The sequence below is a fragment of the Massilia frigida genome (assembly GCF_011682175.1).
In the GTDB taxonomy this organism is placed as follows: domain Bacteria; phylum Pseudomonadota; class Gammaproteobacteria; order Burkholderiales; family Burkholderiaceae_D; genus Telluria_A; species Telluria_A frigida.
The window spans coordinates 145,046-165,775 of sequence record NZ_WHJG01000009.1 but is presented as its reverse complement, the minus strand read 5'-3'; the positions used below and the strand labels follow the sequence as shown (position 1 = coordinate 165,775).

General features: G+C 63.3%; 20 protein-coding genes. 10 read left to right on the top strand and 10 right to left on the bottom strand.

Translation table 11 applies throughout. From position 1 onward, the window contains the following. Positions 1-19: 19 nt before the first annotated feature. The 4 genes from F2P44_RS35460 to F2P44_RS11765 all read left to right on the top strand — a co-directional run bounded on the left by F2P44_RS35460 (position 20) and on the right by F2P44_RS11765 (position 6,496). A complete protein-coding gene (locus F2P44_RS35460) occupies positions 20-2,848 on the top strand; it encodes a PAS domain S-box protein (protein ID WP_229423504.1) in 2,829 nt (942 codons plus the stop codon). A gap of 12 nt (positions 2,849-2,860) precedes the next feature. Continuing rightward, the gene (locus F2P44_RS11775) at positions 2,861-3,238 is read left to right on the top strand and encodes a response regulator (RefSeq protein ID WP_167086883.1); all 378 of its coding nucleotides are present in this window, start codon (positions 2,861-2,863) and stop codon (positions 3,236-3,238) included. Beyond that, positions 3,235-5,745, top strand: coding sequence for an EAL domain-containing protein (locus tag F2P44_RS11770; protein ID WP_167086882.1), 2,511 nt, complete (start codon positions 3,235-3,237; stop codon positions 5,743-5,745). Before F2P44_RS11775 ends, F2P44_RS11770 begins: the two co-directional genes overlap by 4 nt. Positions 5,746-5,947: 202 nt before the next feature. After that, on the top strand, positions 5,948-6,496 hold the full coding sequence (locus F2P44_RS11765) for a DUF2867 domain-containing protein (protein ID WP_167086881.1): 549 nt from the start codon (positions 5,948-5,950) through the stop codon (positions 6,494-6,496). On the opposite strand, the gene senA is transcribed toward F2P44_RS11765, so the two are convergent. Next, positions 6,490-7,686 carry a selenoneine synthase SenA gene (senA, locus tag F2P44_RS11760; RefSeq protein ID WP_229423503.1) on the bottom strand — a complete coding sequence of 399 codons (1,197 nt, stop codon included), beginning with the start codon at positions 7,684-7,686 and terminating at the stop codon, positions 6,490-6,492. The genes F2P44_RS11765 and senA overlap by 7 nt on opposite strands. A 36-nt stretch (positions 7,687-7,722) precedes the next feature. On the opposite strand from senA, the gene senB reads away from it, so the two are divergent. Next, positions 7,723-8,685: a selenoneine biosynthesis selenosugar synthase SenB gene (gene senB / locus F2P44_RS11755; protein ID WP_167086880.1), complete on the top strand. Its 963-nt coding sequence runs from the start codon at positions 7,723-7,725 to the stop codon at positions 8,683-8,685. A 29-nt stretch (positions 8,686-8,714) separates the two neighbouring features. Further along, positions 8,715-9,773 carry a selenide, water dikinase SelD gene (gene selD, locus F2P44_RS11750; RefSeq protein WP_167086879.1) on the top strand — a complete coding sequence of 353 codons (1,059 nt, stop codon included), beginning with the start codon at positions 8,715-8,717 and terminating at the stop codon, positions 9,771-9,773. 38 nt (positions 9,774-9,811) lie between these two features. Here the strand turns inward: selD and F2P44_RS11745 are convergent, their stop codons facing one another. Beyond that, a complete protein-coding gene (locus tag F2P44_RS11745; protein ID WP_167086878.1) occupies positions 9,812-10,537 on the bottom strand; it encodes a PEP-CTERM sorting domain-containing protein in 726 nt (241 codons plus the stop codon). Positions 10,538-10,831: 294 nt separating this feature from the next. Here F2P44_RS11745 and F2P44_RS11740 point away from each other — a divergent pair, with 294 nt between their 5' ends. Then, a complete protein-coding gene (locus F2P44_RS11740) occupies positions 10,832-11,194 on the top strand; it encodes a DUF1428 domain-containing protein (RefSeq protein ID WP_223165024.1) in 363 nt (120 codons plus the stop codon). A 385-nt stretch (positions 11,195-11,579) separates the two neighbouring features. Beyond that, positions 11,580-13,271 (top strand): 2-isopropylmalate synthase, encoded by a 1,692-nt coding sequence (leuA, locus tag F2P44_RS11735; protein WP_167086877.1) that lies wholly within the window; start codon positions 11,580-11,582, stop codon positions 13,269-13,271. 81 nt (positions 13,272-13,352) lie between these two features. On the opposite strand, the gene F2P44_RS11730 is transcribed toward leuA, so the two are convergent. The 5 genes from F2P44_RS11730 to F2P44_RS11710 all read right to left on the bottom strand — a co-directional run bounded on the left by F2P44_RS11730 (position 13,353) and on the right by F2P44_RS11710 (position 17,272). After that, positions 13,353-14,585 (bottom strand): ATP-binding protein, encoded by a 1,233-nt coding sequence (locus F2P44_RS11730; protein ID WP_167086876.1) that lies wholly within the window; start codon positions 14,583-14,585, stop codon positions 13,353-13,355. Continuing rightward, positions 14,585-15,478, bottom strand: a complete 894-nt coding sequence (locus F2P44_RS11725; RefSeq protein ID WP_167086875.1) for a tetratricopeptide repeat protein — start codon at positions 15,476-15,478, stop codon at positions 14,585-14,587. Before F2P44_RS11725 ends, F2P44_RS11730 begins: the two co-directional genes overlap by 1 nt. Next, on the bottom strand, positions 15,475-15,939 hold the full coding sequence (locus F2P44_RS11720; RefSeq protein ID WP_167086874.1) for a hypothetical protein: 465 nt from the start codon (positions 15,937-15,939) through the stop codon (positions 15,475-15,477). Before F2P44_RS11720 ends, F2P44_RS11725 begins: the two co-directional genes overlap by 4 nt. 100 nt (positions 15,940-16,039) lie before the next feature. Further along, complete coding sequence (locus F2P44_RS11715; protein ID WP_167086873.1) at positions 16,040-16,720, bottom strand: haloacid dehalogenase type II; 681 nt, start codon at positions 16,718-16,720, stop codon at positions 16,040-16,042. 99 nt (positions 16,721-16,819) lie between these two features. Further along, positions 16,820-17,272, bottom strand: coding sequence for an SUKH-3 domain-containing protein (locus F2P44_RS11710; RefSeq protein WP_229423512.1), 453 nt, complete (start codon positions 17,270-17,272; stop codon positions 16,820-16,822). A gap of 428 nt (positions 17,273-17,700) precedes the next feature. Between F2P44_RS11710 and F2P44_RS11705 the strand changes: the two genes are divergently transcribed. Then, entirely contained in the window at positions 17,701-18,762 is a 1,062-nt protein-coding gene (locus tag F2P44_RS11705) for a hypothetical protein (protein ID WP_167086871.1), read from the top strand. 91 nt (positions 18,763-18,853) lie between these two features. Further along, positions 18,854-19,747 carry a DUF6242 domain-containing protein gene (locus tag F2P44_RS11700; RefSeq protein ID WP_167086870.1) on the top strand — a complete coding sequence of 298 codons (894 nt, stop codon included), beginning with the start codon at positions 18,854-18,856 and terminating at the stop codon, positions 19,745-19,747. Here F2P44_RS11700 and F2P44_RS11695 read toward each other — a convergent pair. The 3 genes from F2P44_RS11695 to F2P44_RS11685 form a co-directional block, all read right to left on the bottom strand. Continuing rightward, on the bottom strand, positions 19,717-19,965 hold the full coding sequence (locus tag F2P44_RS11695; RefSeq protein WP_167086869.1) for a hypothetical protein: 249 nt from the start codon (positions 19,963-19,965) through the stop codon (positions 19,717-19,719). The two genes, F2P44_RS11700 and F2P44_RS11695, sit on opposite strands and share 31 nt — an antisense overlap. A gap of 286 nt (positions 19,966-20,251) precedes the next feature. Next, positions 20,252-20,413, bottom strand: a complete 162-nt coding sequence (locus F2P44_RS11690; protein ID WP_167086868.1) for a hypothetical protein — start codon at positions 20,411-20,413, stop codon at positions 20,252-20,254. A gap of 37 nt (positions 20,414-20,450) precedes the next feature. Then, positions 20,451-20,711, bottom strand: coding sequence for a hypothetical protein (locus F2P44_RS11685; protein ID WP_167086867.1), 261 nt, complete (start codon positions 20,709-20,711; stop codon positions 20,451-20,453). Between the last annotated feature and the right edge of the window lie 19 nt (positions 20,712-20,730).

Below are 20,730 nucleotides of genomic sequence, written 5' to 3'. Positions count from 1 at the left end.
ATTCCGGCGCCAGGAAAGCTTGCTCAAGACGGGCGCTTTACAGAATGCCATTTTCAACAGCGCCTATTTCTCCAGTATTGCCACCGATGAAAAGGGGGTGATCCAGATTTTCAACGTGGGCGCCGAGCGCATGCTGGGCTATGCGGCGCTGGACGTCGTCAACCGGATCACCCCGGCCGACATTTCCGATCCGCTGGAAGTGATCGCGCGCGCCAAGGCCCTCAGCGAGGAACTGGACACGCCCATCACGCCGGGCTTCGAGGCGCTGGTCTTCAAGGCTTCGCGCGGCATCGAAGATATCTATGAACTGACCTACTTCCGCAAGGATGGCAGCCGTTTTCCGGCGGTGGTCTCGGTGACGGCGCTACGCGACGATCACAACGCCATCATCGGTTATCTGCTCATCGGCACCGACAATACCGCGCGCAAGCGGGCCGAAGAAGCGCTGCTCAAGGCCGGCGCGCTGCAAAGCGCGATTTTCAACAGCGCCAATTTTTCGAGCATCGCCACCGATGCCAAGGGAGTGATCCAGATCTTCAATGTCGGCGCCCAGCGCATGCTGGGCTACACGGCGCTGGAAGTGATGAACACCATCACGCCGGCCGATATTTCCGATCCCCAGGAAGTGATCGCGCGCGCCAAGGCGCTCAGCCTGGAACTGGAGACGCCGATCACGCCGGGCTTTGAAGCGCTGGTGTTCAAGGCCTCGCGCGGCATTGAAGATATTTACGAGCTCACCTATGTGCGCAAGGATGGCAGCCGCTTTCCGGCCATCGTCTCGGTCACCGCCCTGCGCGATGCGCACGACGATATCATCGGCTACCTGCTGATCGGTACCGACAATACTGCCCGCAAGCAAGTCGAAGCTGCGCAGGCGCTGCTCGACCAGCGCCTGCGCGACCAGCAGTTCTACACCCGCTCACTGATCGAGTCCAATCTCGACGCCCTGATGATGACCGACCCGCAAGGCATCATTTCGGACGTGAACCAGCAGATGGTCGCCCTCACCGGGCGCACCCGCGACGAGCTGATCGGCGCTCCCAGCAAGAAGTTCTTTACCGACCAGACCCAGGCCGACGCGGCCATCAAGCGCGTACTCCAGGAAAACAAGGTGACCGATTACGAGCTCACCGTGCGCGCCCTCAACGGGGTCGAAACCGTGGTGTCGTACAACGCCGCCACCTTCCACGACCGCGACCGCAAGCTGCAAGGCGTGTTCGCCGCCGCGCGCGACGTCACCGAGCGCAAGCGCTTCGAGCACACGCTGGAAGTGAAAAATATTCAGCTGGAACGGGCCAGCCGCATGAAGTCCGAATTCCTGGCCACCATGTCGCACGAGTTGCGTACGCCGCTCAACGCCATCATCGGCTTTTCCGAAGCACTCAAGGACGGGTTCCTGGGCCAGACCAGCGCACTGCAACACGAATGCGCCGGCGATATTTTCAGCAGCGGCCTGCACTTGCTTTCGCTGATCAACGACATCCTGGACTTGTCGAAAGTCGAAGCCGGCATGATGGCGCTCGAACTCGATGCCGTCGACCTGCACGCCCTCCTGCCGGACAGCCTGACCATCGTACGCGAAAAAGCGGCGGCCCAGAACATCGCGCTGAGCCTGGAGGTCGGCGCCGACCTGGGCATGCCGCAACTGGACATCCGCAAGACCAAGCAGATTGTCTACAACCTGCTCTCGAATGCCGTCAAATTCAGCGCCCATGGCGGCGCCGTCACCTTGCACGCGCGCCGCGTGCCGCGCCGTGCGGTCGGCCAGCTTGCCGGGCGCTGGCCGGTGCACAGCTTCCCCCTTGCCGACAACGAGTACAAGGACTTTCTGGAACTGTGCGTCAGCGACAGCGGCATCGGCATCTCGGAGCCGGACATGGCGACCCTGTTCCAGGCCTTCAGCCAGATCGACAGCAGCCTGGCGCGCAAATTCGAAGGTACCGGCCTCGGCCTGGCGATGGTCAGGCAGCTGGCCGAGCTGCAGGGCGGCACGGTAGCGGTCGCCAGCTGCGCGGGAGAAGGATCGCGCTTCGCCGTCTGGTTGCCGCTGCGCGCGCTGGTGCCGGGAGCGCGCCCTGCGCTGCACGGCGGCGCCGCCCCGCCAGCGAGCATCCCGGCCGCGCCGCCGCTCCAGGCAGAACGGGTCGCCCTGGTGGTCGAAGACAACGACCAGGCCGCGGCGCTGGCGCGCCTGCTGCTCGAAGCGGAAGGCTTTACCGTGCTGTGCGCGGCGAGCGCCGAGCAAGCGCTGGAGCTGGCGCCACGCCAGGTGCTGAGCCTGATCACGCTCGACATCGGCTTGCCGGGCATGGATGGCTGGCAGTTGCTCCAGCGCCTGCGCGAGAACCCGGCGCTGGCGCGGGTGCCGGTGGTGGTCATTTCCGGTATCGCCGATACCAGCCTGGCCCTGTCCGGGGGCGCCGCCGCCATGTTGCAAAAGCCGGTCAACCGTGCCCAGTTGCAAGCCTCGCTGAGCGGCCTGGGCTTGCAGCCATCGCTGGAACGGACCCACACCGTGCTGGTGGCCGAGCACGACCCCAGGGCGGTCGAAGCCATCGCCGGCTTGCTGCCCAGTCCCGCGTATGCGATCGTGCGCGCTTACACCGGGAGCGAGGCCATTTTCCTGGCCCGGCATATGCGTCCGGACCTGATCCTGCTTGACCTGATGCTGCCGGATATGAGCGGGGTCGATGTGGCCGAGGCGCTGCAGCGCGATCCGGCCACGGCGCGCATTCCGATCCTGGTCGGCGCGGCGGCGCAGGCAGGCGAGCCGCCGCGCGCCGAAAAGCGCGGCCTCGACCAGGCCCGCTTCGTCGTCGAAGTGCGGCGCGCGCTGCTTTCGCAGTAAAGAGGACCGGTCATGGCAAGGATCCTCATCATTGAAGACAACGCGGCCAACATGAAGCTGGCATCGCTGCTGCTGGGCCATGCCGGGCATGCGGTGTTGTGCGCCCCCGACGCCGAAAGCGGCTTGACGATGGCGCGTACCGAAAGACCCGACCTGATCCTGATGGACGTGCAATTGCCCGGCATGGATGGACTGGCGGCGACCGCCCTGCTGAAACAGGATGCCGGCACCGGCGCCATTCCCGTGATCGCCCTGACCGCGATGGCGATGAAGGAAGACCGGGCAAAAAGCGAAAGCGCCGGCTGCGATGCGTATATCGCCAAGCCGCTGCGCCATCAGGAATTGTATGCGGCGATCAACGCCTTGCTGCCCCCCGGAGAAGTCACATGACGCTGCGCGCACCCACCATCCTGATCGTCGACGACGAAGCACAGAACCGGCGCCTGCTGGCGGTCCTGTTGCAGCCCGAGGGCTACAGCACCCGCGCTGCGGCCAGCGGCGAGGAAGCGCTGGCCGCCATCGGCGCGTCGGCACCGGACCTGATCCTGCTCGACATTACCATGCCGGGCATGGATGGCTATCGGGTCGCCAGCATCCTCAAGGCCGATCCGGCCACCGCCAACATTCCCATCATCATGGTCACCGCGCACATGGAGCGCACCGCGCGCCTGGCCGGCCTCGATGCCGGGGCCGAAGACTTCCTGACCAAACCGGTCGACCGCGCCGAACTATGGTTAAGGGTGCGCAACCTGCTGCGCCTGAAAGCGTACGGCGACCTGCAGGACCACAGTGCCAAGCTGGAACGCCAGGTACTGGCGCGCACGGTCGACCTGCAGCGCTTTCGCACGGCGATGGATGCCACCGCCGATGCCATCATGCTGATCAGCCGCAACAGCATGCGGTTTACCGAGGTCAATGAGACCGCTTGCACTTTGCTCGGCTACACGCGCGCGGACATGCTGGGCATGGGCCCTACCGAGCTGGTCCAGGCGAGCCGCGCCACGCTGGAATACCTGTATGACGCGCTCATCGTCGACGGCGCCAGCCGCGACCAGCGGGAAACAAAGATGACGTGCAAGGATGGCGCGACCGTGCAGGTGGAAATGCACAGCCAGGCGATGCGCTCCGGTACCGACTGGACCATTGTGGTGGTGGTGCGCGACATTACCGAGCGCAAGCAAGCGGAAACGCGCCTGACCCACCTGGCCCATCACGATCCCCTGACGGGCCTGCCCAACCGGACACTGTTTTATGATACCTTGCAGCGCACCCTGGCGCTGGCGCGCGGGAACGGCGCGCTGGTCGCGGTCATGTTCCTCGACCTCGACAATTTCAAGAGTATCAACGACACCCTGGGGCACGCGATCGGCGACGAGCTGCTGCTGCAGTTCAGCAACCGCCTGGTGCAATGCGTGCGCATGCGCGACACGGTCGGCCGCCTGGGCGGCGACGAATTCGCCCTGATCCTGATCATGCAGGATGGCCAGCAGGGCGCGGTACTGATCGCCGAAAAGATCCGCGCCGTCTTGCGCGCACCGTTTATCCTGCGCGGGCACGAAGTCACTATCACCGCCAGCATCGGCATCACGGTCCATCCGGACGACGCCTCCGATCCGGACACCTTGATCAAGTACGCCGATACGGCGATGTACCAGGCCAAGCACGCCGGGCGCGACACTTACCGCTTCTTCACCGCCCAGATGAACGCCAACGTGCTGGCCCGCCTGGCCCTCGAGACGGCATTGCGCAAGGCGATTGAAAACGAAGAATTCGTGCTGGATTACCAGCCCAAGGCGCATCTCAACAGCGGGCGCATCGCGGGTCTGGAAGCGCTGCTGCGCTGGCACCGCCCCGGCCATGGCATGGTCGCGCCGAATGAATTCATTTCAGTGCTGGAAGAGACGGGGATGATCGTGCAAGTGGGCAGTTGGGTGGTGGCAGAGGCGTGCCGGCAGATCGGCTTGTGGCTGCGCTCGCCGGTGGGCCCGATCCAGGTGTCGGTCAACGTCTCGGGGAGGCAATTTGCGGAAGGCGACCTGGACGGAGATATCATCAAGGGGCTGGCCCGGCACGGCATCCCGGCCGACCTGCTCGACCTGGAGCTGACCGAAACCTCGCTGATGGCCAATACCGAGCGCACCACCGATATCTTGCACAGGCTCAAACAGCACGGGGTGCAGATTTCCATCGACGATTTCGGCACCGGCTATTCGAGCCTGGCTTACCTGCGCCGCTTTCCGATCGATAAACTGAAGATCGACATCGCCTTCATCCGCGACGTCACCACCAATCCCGATGACGCCGCCATCGTGCTGGCCATCATCAGCATGGCCCACAGTCTCAAGCTCGACGTGATTGCCGAAGGCGTCGAGACTGCCGCCCAGCTCAATTATCTGCGGCGCCACCATTGCGACCAGATCCAGGGCTTTTACTTCAGCCGTCCCCTGCCCGCCGATCAGGTCGCCGAGATGCTGCTGCAAGACCAAGGCCTGCCGCCGCCGGAGGGCAGCGAGCAAGCCCAAAAGAGCTTGCTGATCATTGACGACGACCCATTCATGCTCGACGTACTGGTCAATCTGTTCGGCCGCGACGGCTACCACATCCTGTCCGCGCGCTCGGCGGCCGAAGGCTTCGACGTCCTGGCCTTGAACGAGGTGCAGGTGATCTTGTGCGACCAGTGCATGCCGGCCATGAGTGGAACGGAGTTCCTGGACAAGGTCAAGGAACTCTATCCGAAGACGTTTCGCATCGTCCTGTCCGGACAAACCGATCTGGAATCGATCATGAAGGCAGTCAACTGCGGCGCGATTTTTCGTTTTTATACCAAGCCGTGGGACAACAACCTGCTGCGCGATAATGTGCGCGATGCCTTCCGCCAGTTCATGGCGATCGAATGACAGCGCACAGCCCAGTCGACGCACGCCGTTGGTGGCCGTGGTATCGATGTTGCGGACCTCGCAGCAGCGAGGACGAACGAGACGCGGCGTGCAGGGAGCGCGGCGCGGCATAGCACCCGAATCACGTAAACGCGGTACACTTGCCTGGACAAAACGTCAACCTGGATGTTTAGTTAACGCGTTCAACCACGGGAGTATCCGAATGCCGAATGAATTCACGCTCGCAACTGCCGTTGCGCTCCCCGCGCACTGCGGCGTCAACAACGTCTTTGCATCGGTGAACCTGGCGGATGCATTTGCGATCCGGCTGCCGCCGGGCGCATCGGCCGACCCGGATGTGCTGGCCCGTTTCATCTTTGCGCACCAGCCTGCGTGGATCGGACACCTCCTGCGTGTGCGCGACATGATCGTCGTCGGCCTGGGCCTGAAAACGGCCACGCAACTGGCGAAAATCGCCAGTGAAACGGAGCCTTCCCGGGTTGGCATCTTCAAAGTCTACAGCACGAACGAGAGCGAGATCGTGGTCGGGGAAGACGACAAGCACCTCGATTTCCGGATCTCGATCCTGTGCGCGGGCGGACCAGCGCCGGACAACAGGCGCGAGCTGACCATGACAACGGTGGTTCACTGCCACAACCTGCTGGGACGAACCTACCTGCGCGTCATTGCGCCCTTTCACCGCGCCGTCGTCAAAGCCAGTTTGCGCAGCGCGGCGCGCGCCGGATGGCCCGAGGCTGGCGCGCATCAATAGGCGCAGGTACGCAATCCGCAGAAAATATCATCCCGCTCGGGCATGAAGAAATTGCGGAAGCGCGCCGAGCCAAAGCGCGACGGCGTGGCGAACGAGGCCCCGCGCAGCACTTGATGGGTCATGAACCACGGCTGCGAATACTCGCGGTAGCGCTCCGGCGCGAACCCCGGATACGGCTCGAACGGCGTGGCCGTCCACTCCCATAGCTGGCCCCAGCGGAACCCCGCCTGCCCCGACAGCGCCGCGTACTCCCATTCCGCTTCGCTGGGCAAGCGCCGCTGCGCCCACGCGCAATACGCCTGGGCCTCGAACAGGCACACATGGCGCACCGGCTCGGACGGCGACAGCGTCGCCAGGCGCCCGAAGCGCACCGTGCGCCACTGGTCGGCGTCGCGCTGCCAGTAGCGCGGCGACGAGCGCTCCTGGCGCATCAGCCACGCGCTGCCGGCCGCGCTCCAGTACTGGCGGTTCTGGTAACCGCCATCGGCCACGAAGTCGGCAAACTGCGCATTCGTCACCAATCCCGCATCGATGCGAAACGGCGCCACGTAGACCGGGTGCGCCGCTTTCTCGTTGTCGAACACGAAGCCACCCTCCCGCCCTCCCCCCAGCACGATGGTCCCGCCGGGATAGGCGATCTGCGCTCCCTGCGAATGCACCGCCGCGTCGCGCGTGAGCTGCGCGGGCGCCGCCACGCCCAGGGTCTGCATCGAATACAGATAGGCTTCGCCGTGCATGTCCTCGTGCGCCAGCGCCAGCCGGTACGGGTACAGGGCCTCGTCCGTGCCCGCCTCGCGCGACAGCTTGTCGAGGGTTCGGTCCAGCACTTCATGGCAGTAGGTCTTGAGCGCGCCGGGGCTGGGCAGGTCGAGCGTCCAGCGCGAGCGGTGCGGCACCAGGCTGGAATCGAACCAGTCGTCGCCGCGCGTGAGCAGCGAGCCGCGCTGGGCATCGGCCGGATGGCTGGACGCCGCCTCGCGCAGGATGAACCATTCGGCGAACCACGCCGTATGCCCCAGTTCCCACAGCGGCGGGTTGATCGTGGCAATATGGGGCACGCGCGACAGGCTGTCGAAGCCCATGCCGGCAAAGCAGTCGAACAGGCTGAGCGTATAATGGCGCGCACTTTGCAGCGCCTCGGCCAATTGCTGCGGCTTGGCGTGCCGGAAGGATGCGGTGATTGAACTCATAGCAGCCAATTGTAACGACTTTTTCAAGGAGCCGCGGTGCAGCGACCACGCGTGCTGATCGTCAGCCCCGCATCGCAGCGGGAGAACAACGGCAACTGGCAAACCGCCAGCCGCTGGGCGCATTTCCTGCGCGCGCGCTGGCGCGTGACGATCGCCCCCGGCTGGGACGCCAGCGCGCCCCCGCCCGACCTGATGATCGCCCTGCATGCGCGCCGCTCGGCGGCCCCCCTGGCCGCTTTTGCCGCCGCTTTCCCCGACCGTGCGCGCGTGCTGGTACTGACCGGCACCGACCTGTATCGCGACATCGCCACCGATGCCGCAGCCCAGGCATCGCTGGCCCACGCCCGCAGGCTGGTGCTGCTGCAGGCCGACGGGCTGGCCCTGCTGGCGCCCGATGCGCGCGCCAGGGCCTGCGTGATCCACCAGTCGGCGCCCTCGCTCACGCCCTTCCGCCATGCGGCGGCGCGGCGCTTCATCGACATCGTCATGATCGGCCATCTGCGCGAAGAAAAAGATCCGCGCACCTTCATGGGCGCGGCGGCGCTGGTGACGGCCCCCAAGGCGCGCCTGCTGCATATCGGCGGCGCGCTCGACCCCATCCTGGGCGAGCTTGCCGTGGCCACCCAGGCCGCCACCCCGCGTTATCGCTGGCTGGGCGCCATGCCGCATGCCGCCACGCGCCAGCGCCTGCGGCGCAGCCACGCCATGGTGATCGCCTCGCACATGGAAGGCGGCGCCAACGTCATTATCGAAGCGCTCACCTGCGGCGTGCCGGTGCTGGCCAGCGATATCAGCGGCAACCGCGGCATGCTGGGCGACGGCTACGCGGGCTATTTCGCGCCCGGCGACGCGCCGGCGCTGGCGCGCCTGATCGAGCGCTGCATCGGCGACGCTTCCTTCCATGCGCTGCTGCGGCGCCAGTGCGACGCGCGCGCCCCCTTGTTCGCGCCAGAGCACGAGCGTGCCAGTGTGCGCGACTTGGTGGATAATCTGCTCTGACCTGCCTTTTACCGAAACGGACACCGACCATGAGCAATGCCCCAGAAACGCCCATCAAACTCACCTCGTTCTCGCATGGCGGCGGCTGCGGCTGCAAAATCGCGCCCGGCGTGCTGTCCGAGATCCTCAAGAACTCGACCGGCTTCCCGGTCCCCAAGGAATTGATGGTCGGTATCGAAACCGCCGACGACGCCGCCGTCTACAAGCTCAATGACGAACAGGCGCTGATCGCCACCACCGATTTCTTCATGCCGATCGTCGACGATCCCTTCGATTTCGGCCGCATCGCCGCCACCAATGCGATTTCGGACGTGTATGCGATGGGCGGCACGCCGATCATGGCACTGGCGCTGGTGGGCATGCCGATCAATAAACTGCCGCTGGAAACCATCGGCCAGATCATCCGCGGCGGTGAAACCATGTGCGCCGAAGCGGGCATTCCGATCGCCGGCGGCCACACGATCGATTCGGTCGAGCCGATCTACGGGCTGGTGGTGCTGGGCCTCGTGCATCCGTCCAAGGTCAAGCGCAATGCCGACGCGCGTGCCGGCGATGTGCTCATTCTCGGCAAGCCGCTGGGCGTGGGCGTACTCTCGGCCGCGCTGAAAAAAGACGTGCTCGGACCCGAAGGCTACGCCGCCATGATCGCCAATACCACCAAACTGAATAAGCCGGGCAAGGCGCTGTCGGAGATGGAAGGGGTGCATGCGCTGACCGACGTCACCGGCTTCGGCCTGCTGGGCCACCTGCTGGAACTGGCGCGCGGCTCGCAATTGACGGCGCAGCTGAGCATGTCGCAGATTCCGCTGCTGCCGGGCGTGGAACAGCTGGCGCACGACGGTTATTTTACCGGCGCGTCGGGCCGCAACTGGGATGCCTACGGCAAGGATGTCACGCTCTCGCCGGGCATCAGCAAGGCGCAGCACATGCTGCTGACCGATCCGCAAACCTCGGGCGGGCTGCTGGTATCATGCGATCCGGGCAGCGTGGACGAGATCCTGGCGCTATTCGCGCGCGAAGGTTTCGAGAGCGCCGCCGTCATCGGCGAGATGACGGCGGGCGCGCCGCGCGTCCAGGTCGCTCAATAAGGCTGCCCGGGCGCGGCCCGGGCAGCCTCGGTAAGGCATCAGGCGGCCGAGGCACGGCGCTTGCGCGCCGCGAAGCCCAGCATGACCAGGCCGGCGCTCAGCATGGCCCAGCTACCTGGTTCCGGCACGGCGGTGACCGAGAACGACAGGTTGTCGGCGTAGCCATCGTTATAGCTGCCTTCGACGCGGCGCATGTCGAGCACGATGTCGACCAGTGCGGTGCCGACCGGAATGAGGCCATGGCTGTCGCGATACGCGAAGCCGGTCAGGCCGCCACGCTCGCTCGCGCTGACCGGCGCCAGGCTGGTGCTGAACAGGCTTTGGCCGGTGCTGTCGCGGAAGACGGCGGTCAGGGTCGCGTTATCGTTCTGGGTGGCATAGCCGCCCAGCCAGCCGGACAGGTCGAATTGCGACTGTCCGGCATTGATGGCACCGCTCAACGCGCTCAGGTCGATCACCTGGACCGCGCGCGAGGCCGCCGTATTGACGCCACCGCCAAAGAAATTCTTGCCGCGGTTTTGCGGACCGGCGTCGCTTGGCGACGGGAAGCCGCCGCTGGCACCGTACTGGACCGAGGTCAAGCCACCCGTGACATTCCAGCCGGGTACCGGCACCGTGCCGCCATCGGTCGAGCCCGCGCCCGCTTCAGCGTCGCCATTGACGATCAGATTCTGGCCCAATGCGGCCGTGCCGGCGCTTGCCGGGGCGGCGCAAGCGAGCGCGCCCGCCATCGTTAAAGCCGTTGCAATAGTTACAAAACGCATAAACATTCCTTGATTGATTAAAAGCGCCGCCTTGGCCAACCCGCGCCCCTGCGGCAGATCGGCGGGGCGTGAGTAAATAACGTGCAATTTTACAAGATTTCCGCACGTATTTATTCAAACAACAAGATATTTACTGCACTGCTGGCATCAGAAAGGCAATCCGATTCAGCGCGAAGCCTGCATTCATGGGTGAAATGCAACACAGGTAATATAATTTGGGTATGGTGCGGGCCTGCGAATACGGGACGGGTATGATCAATTGTGCGGTTCCACCTTGTGCATCTCCAGGAGAACATGATGGCGTATGTCGACGGTTTCGTCCTTCCCCTCCCTACCAGCAACATCGAAAGTTATCGCGCCATGGCAACGACCTGCGGCGCCATCTGGCGCGAACACGGCGCGCTGCAATACCGCGAATGCATCGCCGATGACGTCAAGCCCGGTAAACTCACCTCTTTTCCCCAAAGCGTCAACTTGCAGCCCGGCGAGACGGTGGTGTTTTCCTGGATCGTGTACGCATCGCGCGCCCACCGCGACGAAGTCAACGACAAGGTCATGAAAGACCCGCGCATGGCCGACTTCATGAAAGGGACCGACATGCCCTTCGACGGCAAGCGCATGATTTACGGCGGTTTCGACATGTTCCTCGATCTGTAGCGTCGTCACGGCATTGCGGAGGCGGCTCGCAAGCGTTGCACATCAGCGCTTGACAAGCCGGAGCGGCCTGACGTACAGTGAACTCATGTCTTCCTCCCTGCATCTGTCGTCTTTCCCCCTGCTCGCTGGCGCGCTATCGCTAGCGACGCTACTAGCTGCACGCGCGTAATCCACCCGCAGTGCGCCGCCCGGCTCCTCGCCGGCGTTTGTAAGCCAGTAAAACCCCAGGAAAGTCCGACCCGATGTTCGCACCCGTCTCCATCATCTTGTTCCTACTGCTAAAGCTACCGATCGGTTGCCTGGCCTAGCGTATTCGTGGCCGCCCGGCAGCCTGTCGCCACACCGCCGCCCGGCCCCCGATCCGCTGTAGTCCCAGGAGAACACCATGATGTTGCAAAACCCGTCGTCGAAATACCGCGCCTTCCCTCCAGTCAATTTGTCCGACCGCCAGTGGCCGGACCGCGCCATTACCCATCCGCCGATCTGGATGAGCACCGACCTGCGCGACGGCAACCAGGCCTTGATCGAGCCGATGAGCCACGACAAAAAGCTGCGCTTTTTCGAGATGCTGGTCCAGATTGGCCTCAAGGAAATCGAAGTCGGCTTTCCATCCGCCTCGCAGACCGACTTCGATTTCGTGCGCAAGCTGATCGACGAAGACCGCATCCCCGCCGACGTCACCATCATCGTGCTGACCCAGTCGCGCGAGGAACTGATACGCCGTACGGTCGACTCTTGCGTGGGTGCGCGGCGCGCCATCGTACACCTGTACAACTCGGTCGCTCCCGTGTTCCGCAAGGTGGTGTTCGGCATGACGCGCGAGCAAATCACCGAGATTGCCGTCAGCGGCACCAAACTGGTCAAGCAGCTGGTCAAGCAGCATCCGCAGACGGAATGGGCATTCGAGTACACGCCGGAATCGTTCTCGACCACGGAACTCGATTTCTCCAAGCATATCTGCGACGCCGTCAGCGAGGTCTGGCAGCCGACCCCGCATAACAAGATGATCGTCAACCTGCCATCCACCGTTGAATGCAGCACGCCGAATGTGTATGCCGACCAGATCGAATGGATGTCGCGCAAGCTGGCACGGCGCGACTCGCTGATCATCAGCGTGCACCCGCACAATGACCGCGGCACGGCGGTGGCCTCGGCCGAGCTGGCCATCATGGCGGGCGCCGACCGGGTTGAAGGCTGCCTGTTCGGCAACGGCGAGCGCACCGGCAATGTCGACCTGGTGACCCTGGCGATGAATTTGTACACCCAGGGCGTGCATCCGGGGCTGGATTTCTCCGACATCGATGCCGTGCGCCAAGTGGTGGTGGAATGCAACCAGTTGCCGGTGCATCCGCGTCATCCGTATGCGGGCGATCTGGTGTTTACGGCGTTTTCCGGTTCGCACCAGGATGCGATCAAAAAAGGATTTGCCCAGCAAAAGCCGAATAGCTTGTGGGAAGTGCCGTATTTGCCGATCGACCCGGCCGACCTGGGACGCAGCTACGATGCGGTGATTCGCGTCAACAGCCAGTCCGGCAAGGGCGGGATGGCGTATTTGCTGGAACAGGAATTCGGCTTGAGCTTGCCGCGCCGCTTGCAGATCGAGTTCAGCCGCGCGGTGCAGGCGGTGGCCGATGCCAGCGGCCGCGAGATTGCCGCGAAAGAGATTCATGCGATTTTCTGCAGCGAATATTTCGACCAGACCAGCCCGTACGCGTACAGCGCGCACAAGATGGTGGAGGATAGCAGCAGCGATGAGCCGGTGCAGATCGACATCACCCTGGCGCACCGCCAGGCGAGCCTGAGCTTGCAGGGTGGCGGGAATGGGCCGATCGATGCGTTCGTGAACGCGCTGGGACTGGATATCAAGCTGATGGATTACCACGAGCATGCGATTGGCTCAGGCGCGAATGCCAAGGCGGCGTGTTATGTGGAGTTGCGGCTGGCGAATGGCCCGACCATGTTTGGGGCCGGGATTGACAGCAATATCGTGACGGCCTCGTTCAAGGCGGTGCTGAGCGCGGTGAACCGGCAACTGGTGAGGACGGAGCGGGAAGTGGCGGTGGCAGTGCCGGGCTAAACCGACGCATGCTTCACCGTCGCCCCCGCAAACTTCCCGCTTCGTCGTTCCTGGCACTGCCAGAAACGACGAGGGGCGGGATCAAATAAACTTGGTCTTCTTCAAATACTTCTCCACATCGCGATAACTGTCATCGCTGCCGGCATAGCGCACCAGATTGCGGGCCGTTTTGAGCCACTCCACCGTCGATGGCTGCATCGTGTCGAGCGCATACGCAATATCGCCCGGCCCGATCGGCCGCTCCGGGTTCCCGGCCAGAATGTCGTGAATCGCGCTTTCCTTGGCCAGGTCGATCACCCCATCGATATCGGCGCCGGAAAAATGCGGCGTCGCCGCCACCAGCGCATCCACATCCACACCCTCCACCGGCACATCGCGCAGCTTGATGTTGATGATGTGCTTGCGCGCTTCCGCATCCGGCGGCGGCACGAACAACTGGCGCGCGAAGCGCCCGGTGCGCTTCATGGCCTGGTCCACATCCCACGGCATATTGGTCGCCGCCAGGAACAGCACGTCGCGGTTGTCGCGCTCGAAGCCATCGAGCTGCGACAGGAATTCATTGACGATTGTGCGGCTGTGCTCGCTCTGCGCCTTGGAACGCGAAAACGCCAGCGCATCGAGCTCGTCGAAAAACAGCACGCAGGGCTTTTGCGCCCTCGCCTTCTCGAACAATTGCGCCAAGTTGCGCTCGCTTTCGCCCATCCACATATTCAGCACTTCGCTGATGCCGACCGACACGAACGACGCATTGCACTCGTTGGCAATCGCGCGCGCGATCATGGTCTTGCCGCAGCCCGGCGGACCGTACAGCAAAATCCCGCCGCCGCCCTGCTTCTTGAATTTGGCGAACAGCGAAGGCCGCAGGAAAGGCTCGATGATATGCAGGCGCAGCATCTTCTTCAGCTCTTCCATGCCGCCCACATCGGAAAAACGCACCAGGTCGGGCGCCTGCGGCTTGAGCGGCACAACGTTGGCGCTCTGCCCCACCAGCGACAGCGCCGGGCCGGACGCCGGCCGCGCACTCTGCTGCAACTGCTCCAGCGCAGGCACCGGCGCAAAGCCATCCTGCTGGCGCGCGCGGCCGTACGCGGCCAGCGCATCGCTGTTGCGCTCCAGCGCCAGCAAGGCCTGCGCCTTGCCGCTCAGCGCCGCCGCGCCGGGCGACTGCCGCTCCGCCAGCTCGAATTGTACCAGCGCGGCGGCGGCATCGTTTTCTTCCAGCAGCAGCCGGGCATAACCGAGCCGGGTGGCACTATTAAAGGGATCGCTTACCAGCGAGGCTTCGTATTGTTCACGCGACATTGTCATGGTCATCAAATTCCTGCGCGGCGTTTCAGCCAGCGCTTGAGCAAAGAGGGAAAAATCCAGGAGTACACACAATAACCGATCAGTCCGGCACTGAGCGGGCCGACCGCATGCGGGGCGACCCGGCCGGCGCCATTGATCACGATCACGGTCAGCACCCACAGGCCGATCGTGGCGCCCCAGCCCCAGCGGTTAAGCGGCCACAGCGGCAACATGCTCCAGTGGCTCAGCGCATCGAGTTCCACCACCAGCGTGAGGATCTCGTGCGAATCCGGATGCTGCTTGAGCAGTTCGATGGCGATGCGCTTGGCGGCGCGGTACTTGCCGCGCTGGACCAGGTGCGTGATCAGCATGCGGGCCGTGCTCAGGCTTTCCGGATGGCGGCTCATCATCACCGACAGCCGTTCCTGCCCGGCACTGCGGCGTCCTTCGATCAGGTCGCCCATCATGCAAGCGATCAGCGCGAGCTCATCGTCCGGTTCGAGGCGCAGCGCCTCGTGCGCGAGCGCTTGCGCCTTGTCGAGGTGCATGGTGCGGTACATCAGCATGGCATAGCGCGCGTACAGATGGCCGGACTCGGGATACTCCTTGAGCAGGTCGAGCAGCATCGCTTCAGCTGCGGGCAGTTCCTCGCTGTCTTGGTATAAGGTGGCGAGCAGCGAGCGCGCCGCGACATGGCCGGGGGAACTACCGAGCACGCTGTGGAGGGTGGCGCGCGCGGCATCGCGCCGGTCCGTCAGGTAATCGAGCAGGGCCGAGCCGTACAACAGATCGCTATCGTCCGGATACTGGGCCAGGGCCTCGGCCAGCACATCGCGCGCCTGGGCATACCGTTTGCGTTCGATCAGCCCAAGCAGGCGCGCGCTCAATTCGCGCGCCGTCAACACGACATGGTCGTTCATACCAGATAAGCCTTAGCGTAATACAGCACACCCAACTTCATGCCGTGGGCCAGCACCGCGAAGGCAATAGCGGGAATCCAGGGCGACGGCGCCTTCGCGCCGAACAGGACGGCGGAGCGGTGCTGCTTGCGGTGCATGAGGTAAAACAGCGCGAACAGCACCATCGACAGCGCGCGCCATAACAGCTCGGCGGCACTGGCGCCAATAGCAAGCATCAGTCCGGCAAGGGGCGCATAGCGCGTCTTGACGGCGACGATGAAAGCAACGCTGAGCAGCAGCGCGGCCAGATAGACCAGCCCATCGAGCGGGCGCCTGAGCTTCCACGAATTGAGCGCTGAATACAGGATGATGGCAAACGGCCCGCCGAAAAATGCCAGCAGGAAGCTCGATTCCACCGAATACAGGATCGCCGCAGGCGCCCGGGAGGGCGAGAGCGACGGAGTGAGCAGGCTTTCGCGCATAGCGTGTTGTCTGGAATAAGTAAAAAGTGGTGGCGCGAAACAGAAACCGCATCATACGCAAGTTTCACGCCGCCTTCCAGTTGCACGGACAAGGCGCGTATCAGCGCCGTGCGAGCATCCAGTCGGCCATCGCGCCCAGGTCCGGCACGACCACGGCGGGTGTGGCGCCGAGTTCGTCGAATGGCGCGCCATCGCGGTTGACCCAGCATACCGGAAAGCCGAACAAACTGGCCGCACTCGCGTCCCAGCCGCTGGCGGAGACGTACAGGATGTGTTCGCGCGGGTGGCCGGCGCGCTGCTCGGCCAGCAGGTAAATCTTGCGGTGCGGCTTGAAGACCTCGACGTCGTCGACGCTGACAATCTGGTCGAAGGCCCATTTCATGCCCGAGTTCGACACCACCTGGTTGATGGTGTGGCGCGAGCCGTTCGAGGCGATCAGCAGGGGCACGCCAGCGTCGCGCAGGCGGCGCAGGGTGGCGGGCGTGTCGGGATGCGGGTCCAGCCGCAGGTAATGGTCGCACAGCTGGCGCGCGGTGCCGGGCAGCAGTGGCAGGCCCAGCTTAGCGCAGGTGAAGCGCAAGGCGTCTCCGGTGACCGTCTCGAAATCGGCGTAGCGCTCCATCAGGCTGCGCAGCCAGGTGTAGTCCATCTGGGTCTGGCGCCATAGATGGGTGATGGCGGTGCCGTGGCCGGGATAGGCTTCCTCGCAGGCGTGCGCCACCGAGTGCACATCGTACAAGGTACCGTACAGGTCAAAGATAATGGCATGGATTTTTTGCATGGGCGCTCCTCGTCTGTAGCGTCAATGTAGCATTTTCGGAGAAAAATCCACACGTACGCGACAAACGCGGTGGTTCGAATCGAGCAGCCGCGCTACCGGCTACGACACTTCGGGCATGTCGCGCCGCTCGAACAGATTGCTCATCGCCTCCTGCACATCGTTTCCGATGAGGCAGAGAAAATCGTCGTAGCCGCCGAACAAGCGCCCCGTCTGGGACAGGAGCAGGGTCATGTACCGGTTATAAGCCATTCCGACCGGAAGCAATTTTTCGTGCACGCGCGCTTCATACGCTGTCACCTGTTCGCGGCATGTGCAGCTGATCGCGTGCGCGGGGTGAAAATCGATGCGATCGAACGCACCCGCGACCCGGTAGGCAGGCATATCGCCACTGAGTCCGCCAAAACGCTGTAAAAACGGCTTTATCTTCGGAAAAGGTTCATAGCCATCCGCGAGCAGGCATGCGAGAAAAGGCGCCGGGTCGACTGCGCGATGCTCAGTCCATCCCATTTTTCTCAGCAAATCAAAGGTCGGTTTTTCAAATCTCATATTCATGTTCGACAACCCGTTTTCCTCCCGTCCGTCCAACAGTGAGCAATGCATAGACGGACGGTGACGGCGCATCGGAAGGAACAAACAGTATACGCGAGATCGCGTAGCGCTCACCCAACGCATGGTTCACGGTTTGCAAGCCCGCCATGACCTGACCGAGGACGTCATTCCGGTCGACGCGGGCATAGCGCAGCCGCAAGCATTGTCTGGTCGCGTCAATTCGACTTCTGCGAACCCTGGTCGAGCGCCCTGCAGGAGCTGCTGGCGGCCGAGATCTGCTCGGGCGCGCGTCAGCATGTCGACGGTGCTGGCCAGTTACCGTAGCAAGGCCACTGTAACGGTAAAGATACTTATCGCGCAGACAAGAGACGGCCACACTGGATACATCCGCTCACGACCGAGCACCCAATGCCCACCACCAGGAGAGCAGCATGATCATCCCGTCCAATCTCGAAATGCATGATGTGCTGGCGGCCTTCCATGCAGTTCCCGACGCCGCCACGCGCAACTACTACGCCTGCCCGGTCGATCCCACCTCACCCGGGGGCATGGTGCTCTCGCATTTCAAGGGCATTGCCGCCTACGCCGACAAGCTCATTTTCACCCACACCGACCTGGAAGCCGGGGCGACCAGCGGCAGATACCTGATCGCAGACCGCCTCAGTGCCGGCGCCGAGGGCACGATCGCCGCCACCTACGACACCGACGAGAAAGGCTGGTGCCATCCCTGCTCGTCCCAGGCCTGCGGCAGCTTCATGGCCATGGGCATCCAGCCGACCGAGACCAGCGGCGACCAGTCCATGATCCAGATATGCGACCTGCAAGCGACCCTGCGCAACGAGCCGATGCGGGTTCTGGGCAGCATCGCGCGCACCGAAGGCATCAATGGCGTGGGCATGACCAAGGAAGCGGGGCCCGGCGGGCGCTACATCGTCGCTGGCGTCAATGGCAACAGCCTGACCCTGTACCGCTCCCGCAGCGATACCCTGCAGCAAGGACAGATTCTGTTCGACCCGGTCTATCACACATGCGAGTTTGCCGAGTCCGGTGCCGGCCTGGCGCTGGTCACCCAGACGGATGGCCGCATGTTCATGTTCACCCTGAACGCCGATGACGACGGCAGCAACAACCTCATGTGCCTGTACAGCATCGACCTGGCAGCCGGCTTGCCCTTGTCCAGGGTGGGTCATCGCATCATGCCGGTGCCGGGCGTGAGCCAGTCGCTGACCGACTTGCTGAGCTACATGCTGAACAACCAGACGCCGCTGGCCAATGCGATTGTCCTGATCCTGTGGGCGCTTGCGGAAACCTATATGAATAGCAGTTTTCGATGGGGCAAGGGGCTCGCCATTACCTCGCCCGACACGGTGACCGTGTATGCGAGCGACCGCAACGTGCTGCCCCTGTCGCAGCTGACTCCCACGCGCCAGGATTTTTCGCTGGTGGTGTGGGGTCCGGCTGGAGGCGAGCCGGTCCCGCTTTCCCGGTCATGAAGCCGACCACGAATTTGCCCTTCGCAAGGGCCAAGCGCCAGCTGGCGCACTTACGTAGCACCACTGTGTCACAACCAACCGGAGAATCGCCATGAACAAGCCTGAGAAAATTCCACAACGCAGCGCCAACAATGTCATCCAGTTTACCAACCCGGTCGCCATTCCCGGCCAATTTACCTCGATTCCCGCGCTGTCGGCGGCGCCGCAAGGCGGCTTTTGCATGGCTTACAGCGACGCCAGCGGTGACGGGCAGATCTGGACCACGCTGTCGGCAGACGGGGTCAACTGGTCACAGGCCACGGAAATCGGCCAGCAGACGAATGTGCCGGCGCTGGCCCTGCTGGGCGACACCCTGTGCATGATGTATGCCGGCTTCGGCGACGACTTTCCGCAGCTGTATCAAACGCAGTCCCTGGACGGCACCAACTGGACTCAAGCAAATCAGATCGGACAACAAACCTCGATCCCGGCGATCGCAACACTCGGGGAAACGCTGTGCATGGTGTACTCCGATGCGAACAGCTCCCAGCTCTGGGCCAGCACCTCGCCCGATGGGATCACCTGGACACAAGCGGTGCAAATCCCCAACCAGTACACTTCGGTGCCGGCGCTCGCTGCCATGGGCGACACGCTGTACATGGTGTACTCCAGTTCTGACGGCTCACAGTTGTACTGGGCCACGTCGACTGACGGGCTGAACTGGAGCGACGCACAACCCATTGATGGACAATTCACGTCCATTCCGGCGCTGGCTTGCTTCCAGGACTGTCTGTACATGGTGTATTCCGATACCAATAGTTCGCGATTGTGGGGCAGCACCTTCTCCGACGGCACCGGTTGGAGTGCTGCCCAGCAAATTCCTGATCAGGAAACCTCAGTCCCCGCGCTCGCCGCCACCGATACCCAGTTGTGCATGGTCTATTCCGGCTCGTCCAGTTCGCAACTGTACGCGACTTACCTCGTCACCAACCAGCCCGACGCGTAGCGGCAAGCGCTGGCCCTGCCGGCGCAGACAACAGGGGCCCGGCGCTTGCGCGCACGGGCCCCTGTTCGGCCGGCGTCGGGATCAGGCAGCTGCTTCGCCGCCAGCACGTCCACCGGATCGGCCATCAGCCTGGACCGCCCGCCCGGTATCAGCATCATGTCGTTGCTGAAGCGCTCTTCACCGTCGCGCGTGCTGGCATCGTTTTCCTTGATCACCATGGGGAAAGAAAATGCAGACGAAAAAAAAGCCCGCCGAAGCGAGCTCTAATCCAATGTATTACCAATGCTTTAATCGTGTCCCAGGCGCCCATGCTATCTGCGTGGTGCCCTGACGTGTAAATCGACTACCGTATTCGGAATTACAAATCCATGCTGTTGCTACCATTTACCTTTGCGACATTACACATATTGCGCGGCGGTGCAGGCCTTGGACAGGGTTTCGGTTCGTTTGAACCTCACCACTGAACGTAGTGTAACACAGGATTGTGCGGCGCAGCAAACATTATCACCGTGATCCGGGAAGCGCGCCGCCGGCGCCGGCAACGCAGGTCATGACCGGGCTCTCGCCAGCCCTCTCCAGTAATCGCTTGAGCCACAGGCATTCGTGCACGGTGCCGGTCAACACGATGCCCGATTCATGCTTGAGCGCGGCATATGCCGTCATCATATCGAGGTCAAGCGCATTGCGTAGGACCTTGACGGCATTAAACGCCGACTTTGCGCCCCCCTATCCTGACGGTCCACTCGCCGTGCGCCTCCAGCATCCGGGTACGTGGCTCCGGTTGAAGGAAACCGATATCGTCGCTTTCCCATGTCAAACGGCAGTGGGGGCAAAAGAACGACTCCCAGCTTCGCAACGCGCCGTTGACATCGCCATAGCCAAGTGTGATCGACGCCGTTTGAAAGCACTGGCGACAGACGACTTGCTCCGTCAATGTGACGTCAGATCCGGCGTCTGGGTTCATTCGGAATTCTCTTTTCATT